The sequence below is a fragment of the Bacillus sp. 01N45 genome (assembly GCF_056399205.1).
The window spans coordinates 523773-537572 of the sequence record NZ_JBFTQW010000001.1; the positions used below are offsets into that span (position 1 = coordinate 523773).

General features: G+C 36.6%; 12 protein-coding genes and 2 riboswitches. Of the genes, 5 read left to right on the plus strand and 7 right to left on the minus strand.

Going from position 1 to position 13800, the window contains the following annotated elements:
* Window positions 1-18: 18 nt before the first annotated feature.
* Both metH and AC1DMU_RS02800 read right to left on the minus strand, forming a co-directional pair.
* The gene (metH, locus tag AC1DMU_RS02795; RefSeq protein ID WP_088064409.1) at window positions 19-3417 is read right to left on the minus strand and encodes a methionine synthase; all 3399 of its coding nucleotides are present in this window, start codon (window positions 3415-3417) and stop codon (window positions 19-21) included.
* The gene (locus tag AC1DMU_RS02800; RefSeq protein WP_088064410.1) at window positions 3417-5249 is read right to left on the minus strand and encodes a bifunctional homocysteine S-methyltransferase/methylenetetrahydrofolate reductase; all 1833 of its coding nucleotides are present in this window, start codon (window positions 5247-5249) and stop codon (window positions 3417-3419) included. The genes metH and AC1DMU_RS02800 overlap by 1 nt, the downstream gene beginning before the upstream one ends.
* Window positions 5250-5319: 70 nt before the next feature.
* Window positions 5320-5429, minus strand: a riboswitch (SAM riboswitch).
* A 204-nt stretch (window positions 5430-5633) separates the two neighbouring features.
* Window positions 5634-5743: riboswitch (SAM riboswitch) on the plus strand.
* A gap of 159 nt (window positions 5744-5902) precedes the next feature.
* Between AC1DMU_RS02800 and metI the strand changes: the two genes are divergently transcribed.
* The 4 genes from metI to AC1DMU_RS02820 all read left to right on the plus strand — a co-directional run bounded on the left by metI (window position 5903) and on the right by AC1DMU_RS02820 (window position 9573).
* The gene (gene metI / locus AC1DMU_RS02805; RefSeq protein ID WP_088064411.1) at window positions 5903-7015 is read left to right on the plus strand and encodes a cystathionine gamma-synthase/O-acetylhomoserine thiolyase; all 1113 of its coding nucleotides are present in this window, start codon (window positions 5903-5905) and stop codon (window positions 7013-7015) included.
* Window positions 7012-8175, plus strand: a complete 1164-nt coding sequence (gene metC / locus AC1DMU_RS02810) for a cystathionine beta-lyase (RefSeq protein WP_088064412.1) — start codon at window positions 7012-7014, stop codon at window positions 8173-8175. The genes metI and metC overlap by 4 nt, the downstream gene beginning before the upstream one ends.
* Before the next feature lie 161 nt (window positions 8176-8336).
* A complete protein-coding gene (locus tag AC1DMU_RS02815; RefSeq protein ID WP_088064413.1) occupies window positions 8337-8849 on the plus strand; it encodes a cysteine hydrolase family protein in 513 nt (170 codons plus the stop codon).
* Between the two features lie 433 nt (window positions 8850-9282).
* A complete protein-coding gene (locus AC1DMU_RS02820; RefSeq protein WP_000894375.1) occupies window positions 9283-9573 on the plus strand; it encodes an ArsR/SmtB family transcription factor in 291 nt (96 codons plus the stop codon).
* A 151-nt stretch (window positions 9574-9724) separates the two neighbouring features.
* Here AC1DMU_RS02820 and AC1DMU_RS02825 read toward each other — a convergent pair whose 3' ends face one another.
* Together AC1DMU_RS02825 and AC1DMU_RS02830 are read right to left on the minus strand one after the other, a co-directional pair.
* Window positions 9725-10837 carry a class I SAM-dependent methyltransferase gene (locus AC1DMU_RS02825; protein ID WP_088064414.1) on the minus strand — a complete coding sequence of 371 codons (1113 nt, stop codon included), beginning with the start codon at window positions 10835-10837 and terminating at the stop codon, window positions 9725-9727.
* A 9-nt stretch (window positions 10838-10846) separates the two neighbouring features.
* On the minus strand, window positions 10847-11476 hold the full coding sequence (locus AC1DMU_RS02830) for an MBL fold metallo-hydrolase (RefSeq protein WP_000871244.1): 630 nt from the start codon (window positions 11474-11476) through the stop codon (window positions 10847-10849).
* Between the two features lie 170 nt (window positions 11477-11646).
* Between AC1DMU_RS02830 and AC1DMU_RS02835 the strand changes: the two genes are divergently transcribed.
* A complete protein-coding gene (locus tag AC1DMU_RS02835) occupies window positions 11647-11820 on the plus strand; it encodes a DUF2759 domain-containing protein (protein WP_000524847.1) in 174 nt (57 codons plus the stop codon).
* Window positions 11821-11900: 80 nt separating this feature from the next.
* Here the strand turns inward: AC1DMU_RS02835 and glcK are convergent, their stop codons facing one another.
* The 3 genes from glcK to AC1DMU_RS02850 all read right to left on the minus strand — a co-directional run bounded on the left by glcK (window position 11901) and on the right by AC1DMU_RS02850 (window position 13786).
* Entirely contained in the window at window positions 11901-12884 is a 984-nt protein-coding gene (gene glcK / locus AC1DMU_RS02840; RefSeq protein ID WP_476941467.1) for a glucokinase, read from the minus strand.
* Between the two features lie 19 nt (window positions 12885-12903).
* Complete coding sequence (locus AC1DMU_RS02845; RefSeq protein WP_000253699.1) at window positions 12904-13104, minus strand: YqgQ family protein; 201 nt, start codon at window positions 13102-13104, stop codon at window positions 12904-12906.
* Between the two features lie 103 nt (window positions 13105-13207).
* Complete coding sequence (locus tag AC1DMU_RS02850; RefSeq protein ID WP_088064416.1) at window positions 13208-13786, minus strand: 5-formyltetrahydrofolate cyclo-ligase; 579 nt, start codon at window positions 13784-13786, stop codon at window positions 13208-13210.
* Between the last annotated feature and the right edge of the window lie 14 nt (window positions 13787-13800).

The window sequence follows — 13800 nt, forward strand, 5'->3', positions numbered from 1 at the left end:
ACGTCTCCCCCTTCTACACTATAATACACTAAAATATCTTGCCTCAGGGTGAGAAAATACCATAGCCGTCACAGATGCTTCTGGCTCCATCATAAATCCTTCTGTTAATGAAATACCTATTTCTTCTGGATGAATAAGGCGAAATAACTTTTCTTGATCCGCAAGTTCTGGACATGCTGGATAACCGAAAGACACTCGTATCCCTCTATATTTCGTACGGAAACGTTCTTCCATCGTCAGTTCTAGTGAATCTGGAATACCCCAGCGATCACGAATGAGCATATGTGTTTTTTCAGCAAGACCTTCTGCTAGTTCAAGCGCTAACGATTGGATCGCATGGCTGCGTAAATAATCACCCTTCGCCTTCCACTCTTCAGCAATGTCCCGAACGCCTTCCCCAACCGTAACAGATAGGAAAGCAACATAGTCCATCTCATCTCCAACTGGTCGTAAATAATCACCTAAAGTACGATATGGTGCTTTTCCTTGTCTTGGGAATGTGAAACGCTCTATAACACGCGTATGATCTTCTGGATCATATATTACAATGTTTTGTCCGTCACTTTGCGCTGGGAAAAATTGATACACCGCTTTCGGTTTTAACCAGGATTGTCCTTCCTGCAATAATTCATCTATTAAATCATTTAATTCGTGTGCTCTCTTATCTCCCTCTCGCAAAAGCTTCTTCACATTTCCTTTTAATCCAAGGTGATGTCCAAGTAGCATTTGTCTATTTAAAAATGGAGCGAGATGTGCAACTGGAATATCACGTAATACAATTCGTTTTGTTGAATCAGGTATCATAACCTCTGCCTTCGGTAATGGCTCAATTACTGCTGGAATTTCTACTTTCTTCTCCTCTTTTTTTACGATATGAAGATGACGCTCTTTTTTATCTTGTTTCATCTTCTCACGCTCTTCTTCTTTTTGAAGCTTATTAATAATATCAAGACCAGTCATCGCATCACTCGCATAACATACGAGCCCTTTATATGATGGTGAAATACGATTTTCTGTAAATTTTCTCGTTAACGCTGCCCCGCCTACAACGATTGGAACATCAATATTTGCAGCTTTTAAATCTTCAGCAGTCGTTACCATTTGTTGCGCTGATTTTACTAATAAACCAGAAAGACCAATAATGTCAGGCTTCTTTTCTTGTACTTCTTGAACAATTCGATCCGAACGAACATTGATTCCTAAATTAATAATCTCATATCCGTTATTCGATAAAATAATTTCAACGAGGTTTTTCCCAATATCATGTACGTCACCTTTAACAGTTGCTAATAATACTTTCCCCTTTTTCGCACTCTCGCTAGATTCCATATGTGGCTCTAAATAGCTTACGGCAGCTTTCATACTTTCAGCACTTTGCAATACTTCGGCAACGATAAGCTCATTATTATTAAATAATCGTCCCACCTCATCCATTCCTGTCATAAGTGGGCCATTAATAATATCCAAAGGTTTTCTTCCTTCTGTAAGTGCAAGGCTTAAATCTTCTTGTAGTCCTTGTTTCGTACCTTCTACAATGTAATTTGCCAGCCTTTCATCAAGAGTTAATGTTTCTTGGGTAACGACATCTCTCTTTTTTGCCGCGCGATAAAAATTTGTAAATTCTTCTAACGTCTCTTGCGTCGTTTCAAAAAGTAGTGCATCAGCAAGACGTTTTTCTTCCTCTGGAATTGACGCATACCGTTCTAATTTTTCCGTATTCACAATTGCGTAATCTAATCCTGCTTTCGTTGCATGGTATAAAAAGACGGAATTTAATACTTCTCGGCCAGCTGGTGGTAAACCAAAAGATATGTTACTTACACCTAAAATCGTTAAACACTCTGGCAAGGCTTCTTTAATAAGGCGAATTCCTTCTATCGTCGCTGCCGCTGAACCAATATATTCTTCATCACCTGTACCTACAGGAAATACAAGTGCATCAAAAATAATATCTGACGGGCGTATACCATATTTCGTCGTCAATAACTCATAACTTCTTTTCGCGATTTCGAGTTTTCGTTCTGCACTAACCGCCATACCATCTTCATCAATTGTTCCTACAACAATAGCAGCACCATATTTCCGAAGAAGCGGCGTCACTTTTTTAAATCGTTCTTCTCCATCTTCTAAATTAATTGAATTAATAACAGCTTTTCCTTGAATATAAGTAAGAGCTCGCTCCATCACATTTTCATCTGTTGAATCAATCATAATTGGTACTTTTAACACTTTCGTAACTTCTGCCAAGAAGTTTTCCATATCTTCTATTTCATCGCGATCAGGATCTGCCATACAAATATCAATAATATGAGCATTTTTCTTCACTTGCGCTCTTGCGACTTCAGCAGCCTCTTCAAATTTCCCTTCTGCTACTAATCGTTTAAATTTACGTGACCCAATAACGTTTGTTCTTTCACCAACAAATAATGGTCTCATAGAGTCATCATATTGAAGTGCCTCTAATCCACTAACCCCGTGTCCAGCTCTTTCGTGGTGTTCGCGTGGATTAAGAGAAGCTAACGCGGATTTTATTGCTTTTATATGTTCTGGTGTTGTGCCACAACAACCACCGATAATATTAACCCATCCTTCTTCAGCAAATCGCTTCACTTTTTCAGCGAGAGAAGATGGAGATTCATGATAATGTCCATCTTCATCAGGAAGACCTGCATTTGGATAACAAGAAATGTAACACTCCGACAACTCAGATAGTGAACGAATATGGTCTCTCATAAACTCCGGACCGGTCGCACAGTTTAATCCAACAGATAATGGCTTCATATGTTCTACTGATAAGTAAAAAGCCTCAATTGTTTGCCCGGCCAGAGTCGTTCCCATCGGTTCAATCGTTCCTGAAATCATAATAGGTACAATTTTATTTAGCTCATCAAAAGCTGCTTGAATTCCAATATAAGCAGCCTTCACGTTACGCATATCTTGACTCGTCTCAACGAGTAATACATCTACGTCGCCATTCAATAAGCCTCTAGCCTGCCGTGTATAGGCTTCAATTAATTCTTCAAACGTCACACCACCTGTAACACTAATCGCTTTCGTTGTTGGTCCCATTGCTCCCGCAACATATACTTCCTTCCCGCTTGCTTTGACCGCTTGCTTCGCTAAACGTGCTGCCTTCTCATTTAATTCCTCATCTAAATGAGACAACTCATAATCACTTAATACAATGTTTGTCGCCCCAAATGTATTTGTTTCAATAATATCTGCTCCAGCTTCAATATAAGCTTTATGAATCTTTAAAATGACATCAGGCCTTGTTTCTACTAAATATTCATTACAACCTTCGTACTCTTCTCCTCCGAAATCTTCCGCAGTTAAGTCCTCTTGCTGGATCATTGTTCCCATTGCACCATCTAATATTAAGATGTTATTTTGTAATTTTTCTTCTATACATTTCATCAATTAATACCTTCTTTCACTTCTTGCTTTTCTCTCACATATTTAACAAGATGTTCTGTAATTTCATATTTTAGAAATGGTGTAATAAGATAAATGCCGTTAAAATATTTCATCGCCGCATCGATCAATTCTTGTGAAATGCGAATCCCTTCTTCAATTGCTGCCTCTTTCGTTTCATGTCCATCCATTCTCTCCCTTATTTCTTCAGGTAGAGTAATACCCGGTACCTCAAAATGAAGGAAATCTGCATTCCTTTTACTTATTAATGGCATAATCCCAATAAAAATAGGTTGTTCCAAATGCTTTGTCGCTTCATACACTTCTTCAATTAACGCGATATCATAAATTGGCTGAGTTAAGAAATATTCCGCTCCAGCATCTATTTTCCGTTCCATTCGCTTAACCGCTGCTTTTAAATGTCTTACATGCGGATTAAACGCACCTCCCACTGAAAACCTTGTTGCTGGACCAATTGATTTCCCTAAAATCGAGCGCCCGTCGTTCATTTCTTTAATCATTTTAATGAGCTCAATAGAGGACAAATCATATACAGAAGTGGCACCTGGAAAATCACCAACGCGTGCTGGATCCCCAGTTAAAGCTAACACCTCTTCCATACCTAACGCTGATAGGCCTAGTAAATGAGATTGTAGTCCGATGACGTTATGGTCTCTACACGTTAAGTGCGTCAATACCGGAATATCGTGCTTCGTTAATAATGCCCCCATTGCCATATTCGAGATGCGAGGCGATGCTAATGAATTATCTGCTAGAGTAATAGCATCTGCCCCAGCTCTTTTCAATGCTCTTGCGCCTTCAAAAAATCGCTGCGTATCTAACGTTTTCGGTGGATCTAATTCCACTACTACTGTCGTTTGTTTTTTTGCTTTCTCTGCTAATGTGACATGAGCTTTTGAACGTTTCTCGTGTGTATGAACTACTTTCGGTCTTTGAATCGTATCCTTTTCTATTACAGGTGTAACATTTGCAATTGCACGTTTCATACTTTCAATATGTTCTGGAGTCGTGCCACAACAACCACCTAATAACCGAATACCTTGCTCAATAAATTTCGGTGTCATCGCTTCGAAATAAGCTGGACTTCCCTCATATACGTAACGTCCCTCCACATAATTTGGGAGACCTGCATTCGGATATGCTGACAAGTAGCCATTTTGCGGAATCGATATCATTTTAAAAGCTTCCGTCATGTGAAGTGGCCCTAGTTGACAGTTCAATCCAACGACATTTGCACCGTAATCTAAAAGCTGTTTTAATATTTCATTTACATCATTTCCATTTTGAGTTGTACCTGCCTCATGCAATGCTAATTGAGCTACAATTGGAATATTCGTTTGTTTTCGTAACACCTGAACAGCATGAAGTAATTCAAACTCATCATAGAAAGTTTCTAATAGCAGTCCATCAACCTGTTCTTCTAGTAATGCACTTGCCTGTTCCAGTAACATAAATTCTCTTTCCATATCAGTTGTCGTAACAGCTCCGATATGTTTCATACCACCAATTGTTCCTAAAATTGCATTTCTGTCTGTAACAGATGCTTTCGCCAGTTTTACTGCGGCTCTATTAATTTCAGTAACTTGATTTTCTAAACCATAAATACGTAATTTCGCTTCATTTGCTCCGTACGTATTTGTTTGAATCACATCAGCCCCAGCAGCTACATATTGCTTATGAATCGATATAATTAAATCTGGATCAGATATATTCAATTCTTCAAAACTACTTTGCAAACCATGTGAATGTAATAACGTCCCAACCGCACCATCACCTATTACAATTCCTTTTGATAATAAATCTAGTAATTTCACAAATCTCCCTCATTTCTATCAATATAAAAACCCCCTCTTCACTTTGAAGAGGGGGACATAATTGTTCCTCCTCTTATTATGCAAAACATTCGTTTTGCAGGTATTAGCACCGTTTCAAACATTTCGTTTGAAGGTTGCTGGGTTTCACAGGGCCTTTCCCTCCACCGCTCTCAATAAGAGTTTGTCTTTATTATTTTATTTATGTAGCTAAAAGGAAATACGTTCCCCTTTTAACAATGTTTGTTAATTTTTTAATAAATTTAGCATGCACAAATGCAAAAGTCAATGACACTTGCGGAAAAATAAAAATTATTTAAAATAAAGTTGCAATTCAATTATCTTTTGTTGTAAAGTTAAAAACATAATAAAAATTTCATACGAACATTCTTATCTAGAGAGGTAGAGGGACTGGCCCTATGACGCCTCAGCAACCATTAACATTTGTTAATAAGGTGCTAATTCCAGCAAATTGTGAAAGATTTGACAGATGAGAAGAAGACTCTATTCAAACCGAAAGCCTTCTTCTTTAGAAGGCTTTTTTTATTTTACCCCGATTGGTGAGAGCTAATAATCAGTGGGGGATGCCCCCCTCACTGATTAAAGTTTCACTTTACATTCACTTAATTGTTAATTTAAAAAGGAGGAATTTTCACATGTCAACTATTGAAACAAAACTAGCACAAATCGGAAACCGGAGCGAAACTACAACAGGAACTGTTAACCCACCTGTTTATTTTTCAACTGCTTATCGTCATGAAGGAATTGGTAACTCTACTGGCTTTGACTATTCACGAACTGGCAATCCAACTCGTGGTCTTTTAGAGCAGGCAATCGCAGACTTAGAATATGGTGAACAAGGTTATGCCTGTAGTTCAGGGATGGCAGCTGTTCTCCTCGTCCTCTCCCTATTCCGTTCTGGAGACGAACTTATTGTATCCGAAGATTTATACGGGGGCACTTATCGATTATTTTCTGAGCACGAAAAAAAGTGGAATGTTCGATGTAGATACGTAAATACACAATCTATTAAACAAATTGAGCAAGCTATCACAACTGAAACGAAAGCTATTTTCATAGAAACTCCAACTAATCCGTTAATGCAAGTTACTGATATTGCCGCTGTCGCAACTGTAGCGAAAAGACACGGACTACTTCTTATTGTAGACAACACATTCTATACGCCTTATATACAGCAGCCATTAACAGAAGGTGCCAACATTGTACTTCATAGCGCAACGAAATATTTAGGGGGACATAACGATGTCCTAAGCGGACTTGTCGTTGCAAAAGGAAAGGAACTTTGTGAGGAAATCGCTCATTATCATAATGCCTCTGGTGCGGTCTTAAGTCCATTTGACTCATGGCTATTAATTCGTGGTATGAAAACGTTAGCGCTTCGCATGAGACAACATGAAGAAAATGCAAAAGCAGTTGTTGCTTATTTAAATGATGAAGACGGGGTGACAGATGTATTTTATCCTGGAAGAGGTGGCATGATCTCATTTCGTCTGAAAGATGAAACATGGATTAATCCATTCTTACAATCTTTATCCTTAATTACATTTGCTGAAAGTCTTGGTGGTGTTGAAAGTTTAATGACGTATCCAGCAACGCAAACACACGCTGATATTCCTGAAGAAATCAGAACAGCAAACGGTGTATGTAATCGTCTTCTGCGATTTTCCGTTGGCATTGAAAATAGTAACGATTTAATTCAAGACTTAAAGCAAGCCATTAAACTTGTAAAAGAAGGTGTAAGAATATGAGTTATTCTATAGATACACTCTTACTGCACAACCAATATAAACATGACTCACAAACAGGAGCTGTTAACGTTCCCATCTATAATACATCAACATTCCACCAGTTTGATGTAGATACGTTCGGAAAATATGACTATAGTCGCTCTGGTAATCCAACTCGTGAAGCTCTTGAAGATATCATTGCTTTATTAGAAGGAGGAACAAAGGGATTTGCCTTCGCATCAGGAATTGCAGCGATTTCTACTGCATTCCTCCTTCTTTCACAAGGCGATCACGTACTCATTTCAGAAGACGTATATGGAGGAACTTACCGAATTATAACTGAAGTGCTCTCCCGTTACGGTGTGTCACATACATTTGTTGATATGACAAATGTAGAAGAAATAAAGCAAAACATTAAGCCAAACACAAAACTCTTTTATGTGGAAACACCCTCTAATCCACTTTTAAAAGTGACAGATATTTGTGCTGTTTCTAAACTTGCAAAATCTATTGACGCCCTTACTTTTGTTGATAATACATTTTTGACACCACTATTCCAGAAACCACTTGATCTTGGTGCCGATGTCGTTCTTCATAGTGCCACAAAATTCATTGCCGGTCATAGTGATGTTACTGCCGGATTAGCGGTTGTAAAAGATGCCGAACTCGCTCAAAAACTTGGATTTTTACAAAATGCATTCGGCGCTATTTTAGGTCCTCAAGATTGTTCTCTAGTACTTCGCGGTCTAAAAACATTGCATGTACGTCTTGAGCATTCAGCTGCAAACGCCAATAAAATTGCACATTATTTACAAGAGCACACTAAAGTTAAAAATGTCTATTATCCTGGCTTACAAACACATCTTGGATTTGATATTCAACAATCTCAAGCTACATCAGCCGGAGCTGTCCTATCTTTCACTTTACAATCAGAAGACGCACTCCGCCAATTTTTATCAAAAGTAAAATTACCTGTCTTTGCAGTGAGTTTAGGAGCTGTCGAATCGATTCTTTCCTACCCAGCTAAAATGTCACATGCAGCACTGTCGCAAGAAGCTCGTGATGAAAGAGGGATTTCTAATTCATTACTTCGGTTATCTGTCGGCCTTGAAAATGTTGACGATTTAATATCCGATTTTGAAAATGCCCTTTCTTATGTAGAAGAACCTGTCAATGCATAGAACGAACAGAAGATATGAAATTAATTTTTCATATCTTCTGTTTTATGCCATTAAGTATATTTTTTACTTTTCGTATAGTTCATAAAAAAACGAAAGAGCACCATCTATTTCTAAATAATGAATTAATTGATATATTAAGAAGTAAAAAAGGGGCAAAAATAATGGATACTTGTGCAGATGTTTTAATCGTTATCGATTTACAAAATGGAGTATGTTATAGCGAAGAGCATTTATTCGATTTACAAAATTTACTTACAAAAGTAAATAAAAGAATTTCTTCATACAGAAAATCAAATAAACCAATCATTTTTATTCAACATTGTGATGATGATTTAGTACCCGAAAAAGAACTTTGGGCTATTCATGCTGATCTAGATGTTCAGGAACAAGATTTTTTTGTAAGAAAAACACATGCCAATTCATTTTATAAAACAAACTTGAAAGAGATTTTAGAACAATTATCTGTACACCGTATTGAATTTTGTGGTGCCCAAACAGAGTACTGTATGGATGCTACGATTAAATTTTCCCATGGACTAGAATACGAAAACTTCATGGTACAGAAAGCAACCTCTACGTTAAATAATCCATTTATGTCCGCAAAAGAGACAATTGATTTTTATGAAAATATATGGAACTGCAGATTTTTAAAGCTGATAAAAGATGAAATCTAGAATATATAACTAATGTCTTGGTAATTCTAAAATTTATCAGCTATACTCAAATATTTTGTTATCACCATAAAGAAGCTGACTACATTCAGCTTCTTTTCTTTTAACCTGTTTTATATTCTATATATAACATTATAATTCCTTTTTCTTATTATTTTAAAAATTTTGTATATTCATTTGAAAGAATAAGAAAATCATGATAAAATTGTGTTACAAATATATCTATATCTTTCAATTTTTAAAACGCATTAAAATTTTCACCCAAAAATGTCATTTTACAAAACCATGCAAATTTATCTACTTTATTTACATCAGGGTCTCTTTTCTTACAATTTCTTTACTTTAGGACTTTTTTTCTGCAACAACTGTTTTCTTTTCTTTAATTTTTTGGTATGTATAGTATGGTATAACAGCTCACACGGAGGTGGAAAAGAACATGTTAGAAACCTTTCAAAAAGAAATAGAACTATATGAAAGCAATGCAGAATTATTGAAAGTACTTGCTCATCCTGTTCGCTTATGTATTGTAAAAGGATTAATTGAACGTGGTCCAAGCAACGTTTCTACAATGTACACTGGCTTAAATATGCCACAATCTACAATTTCACAGCATTTAGCAAAATTAAAAAGTGCTAAAATCGTTTCCAGTGAAAGAAAAGGATTAGAAATTTATTACAAAGTAGAAAACGAGACAATCATTCAACTCGTTCGCGTATTATTAGGTTAAGAGCTCATAAACAGAGAAAAAGGGCGTATTTTATATTTTTCATCTCATATCTTTAATATAAATATATATCATGAGAGAAAATATATGATGCTACATAATTAAAAAGTCGTATTAAAAAACAAGACACAGAAATATGCTGTGTCTTGTTTTTTTATATTTTTAAATACTGATCCAAGTGTAACTGTTGCATATGTTTCGTATGTATCACAACATCAAATGCACTCCCTAATCCTCCGCTCAAAATCATAGAACGAACTGCACGATTTTGTTTTTGAGTTTCAGAAAAAGGATTTCGATCTTGGTGACCCGTAAGCTGATCTAATATTCCTGCTGCTAACAAAAACTCAGATTGCTTCTTATGCCATACTATATTCATGCCTTGCAGGCTAAACATCTCTTTCAGCTCGTCCCAATGAATATGAGTAGTAAGATCCATTTCACCTGGATGCGCTAAAGGATTACGGATTAACTTATGCTCGTAATATCCTCGTAAACTTCCTTCTTGATGTGCAGGATGCATCCATTCTTCTTTTGTGTATCCATAATCAACGGTAATACATACACCTCGTTGAAACCATTTCGCAATTTCTTCTATATATTCTTCCATCGCAAGTGGCACTTCAAAACGCTGACCTTCAGCAAGATGAATATTATATTTCAATAAGTATCGACCAATACTTTTCTGTAGCGGTCTACATACTTCTGCGAGTTTCCCTTCCTCTGTGTACGTAACACGTACTTCATACAATATTCCATTTCTCTTCTCAATTACTTCAACAGGAAATGCATCAAATAACTCATTCGAAAAAAGAATCCCTTCGAACGATTCTCCCATTTCACTATGCGACGTATAATACGACACATTAGAAAACGAACAAAGATTTTTCTGCTGTAAGTTTCTATGAAAAGGGCTCATTTCAATCATTGAATAGTTTAAATCAATAAAGGTTTCTGGAGATACTTGCTTCCACTCTTGTAAAACATCATAGGCAAACCTTCCTGTTCCCCCACCAATCTCACAAATATTCGGAGCAACTTCACCATTTTCAACAAGACGAATAAAAAATTTAACAAATGTTTTTGCAAAAACAGAGGATACGTTGCTACTTGTAAAAAAATCCCCTTGTCTTCCAATTTTTTCACGTTCCTTCATATAATAGCCATGTCCCTCTGTGTACAATACGAGGTTCATATACGTACTATATGAAATTGAATAATCCTTCTCTTTCTCCATCCATTCTTTTAAAATGAGCTCCATCTCCATACTAGCTCCTTACTGTAAAAATGGATTATTTTCTTTTTCAAAACCAATGCTTGTTTCTGGACCATGTCCACATAGCACCGCTGTTTCATCTGGTAATACAAATAATTTTTCTTCAATACTTCCAATCAATTCAGCAAAACTTCCACCGGGTAAATCTGTTCTTCCGATGCTCATTTGGAACAATACATCACCAGAAAATACAGCATTCGCCTCTTTACAATAATAAGAAATACTGCCTGGAGAATGTCCTGGCGTCTCAAAAATCTCAAAATTAAATGAACCAATTGCTAATGCACCTTCTGCATCAATAATATGATCTGCTGGTTTTGCTGTAATACTGCGATTCATCATAAAAATTTGAGAGCCATTTACAGTTGCATCGCCTAACCAATCTGCTTCTTCTTTATGTACGTACACTGGAATATGAAAAGCGTCTCTTACCGCGTCAACAGCACCAATATGATCAAAGTGAGCATGTGTTAATAAAACAGCAAGTGGCTTTAATTGTTCTTCTTGTAAATATGTAACGAGCTTCTCTCCTTCGTGACCAGGATCAAAGATAATACACTCATTTTGATCATTCGTTAAAATATAAGCATTCGTTTGTAATGGGCCTAACGGCATTTGTATCCATTTCATATGAAAATCTCCTCCAATTATTAAACTTACTTTCAATGATACAACATTTTTTTCTCTTAGGAAAAGAAAGGATGCTATCTCGACAATCATTTTTAAAACATGTACAATATAAAAGAGTTAATATTCTAAAAACTCATATTGAGGAATGGGTAGACAGAGGAGGATATTGTATGGGCCTTGTTATTATTTTTGCGCTAGTCACTCTGTTAGCTGTATTCGCTACGCTTAGAACTCTTCGCGAAAAAAACTTATTCGCGGGCGGCTTTGCAATTGCAACTGTACTCGTTTTCGGATGGTTTACGATCATGACTGTTCTATATAACGGGTACCCACCAGCAGCTTAATTCATTTACATGTTATTCTTCATCAAGATTTCACACAAAAAGAGGAAGGGTTTCCCCTTCCTCTTTTCATATTTCACAACTTATACCATCTTCGCTTCGTATTTGTGCTTTTTTACAAGCCAAGCTCCTCCGATAACACCTGCATCATTACCAAGTATTGCAATCGCTAACTTTGTGCTCTTTACAGCACGTGAGAAAGCATATTGCTCGAAATAACGTTGAATTGGCTCTAATAGTGCATCTCCAGCTTTAGACACGCCCCCGCCAATAACAATTTTCTCTGGGTTCAACGTACTAGCAAGGTTCGCTACAGCTAACCCTAAATAAGAAGCTACTTTTTCTACTACTTCGCCTGCTAGCTCGTCACCTTGTCCAAGTGCTTCAAACACATCTTTTGATGTAATACGCCCTTCTTCTGCTAACATAGAACGTAGAACACTCTCTTTATTAGTCTCTTGTATTTTTTGCATAGCAACACGCACAATACCCGTTGCAGATGCTACAGTTTCTAAGCAACCAGACTTCCCGCAATTACATGGGAAAGCATTCTCTGTAACTACTGTAATATGTCCAATCTCACCAGCAGCTCCGCTTACGCCGTGTACAATCTCACCATTGGCGATTACACCACCACCAACACCAGTGCCAAGTGTCATACAGATTAAATCTTTTGCTCCTTCACCAGCACCTTTCCACATTTCACCAAGTGCTGCTAAGTTTGCATCATTATCAATAACAACAGGTAATCCTGTTTCTACTTCTAATAAATCTTTTAACGGATAGTTTTTCCATCCTAAATTGACCGCTTCATAAATCATTCCAGACGCCACGTGTACAGGACCAGGAGCTCCCATACCAATACCGATTAACTTGCTTTTCAATTCACCTAACTCTTCTAACTTTTTATCAATAGCTTTCRCTACATCAAGCGTAATATGTTTTCCTTGCTCATTTGTATTCGTAGGGATTTCCCACTTATGTAAAATTTCACCGTACACATTAATAAATGCTAATTTAATTGTTGTACCACCAAGGTCAACCCCAACTAACCATTTCTCTTCCATGTTGCTTACCTACCTTTATCTAATTCTTATTTAGCTCTTTTTGAATTTCTTGCTTCAATAAAAATAAAGCTGTTTGATAGTCTTGTGGATCGATTAACTGTGATTGATTTAATTCACGCAATTCATCTTGCATTAATTGTAAATCTGCAATTCGATCACCCGTATAAATAATCGTACCAAATTTCTTTAGCAATTGCTGAATATCATAAATAGATACCATTTTATCACCCTCTATGCTCACTTACTATAAAAAATTATAATAAGAAAACGTTCACATATTTTATTATAATCAAGAAGAAAAAGTCTCGTCAATTTTTATTTGTCTATACAAGCCCATTTTTAACCACTGTTCCTTTTTCTGTAATAATTTTTTCTACGTTTTTATCAAACGGCTCTACTGGAATATGTTCTACTATTTGAAAACTATAAGCTAATGATAGCGTTTTCCCTTTATAATGCACGAGATAACGATCATAATACCCACCGCCATATCCAATCCGTTCTCCTCGCTCTGTATAAGCTACGCCTGGCACGATTTGAAGATCAATGTCATCTGCATTCACTTCTTCCGTACGCGCTGGAATTGGTTCACGTAAATTCATATACACTATTTCTAATTGATCAAAATTACTAATTTGCCGGAAAGACATTGTTCGTGTTCCTTTGTTACACTTTGGAACAACAACTTTCTTTCCTTCTTCCCAAGCTTTTTCGATAATAGCATATGTATTCACTTCATTTTCCATTGAGAGAGTGATTCCAATTGTTTTAGCTTCAGCCCACTCTTTTTGCGCATACAACGAAAATGCAATTTGCTCTGATAAAGTTGTATACCGTTCTTCTGATAAAGAATTCATGTGCTCTATTATTTGTTTACGTAAACGTACTTTCTCTTCTCTCACACACTTTCCTCCTC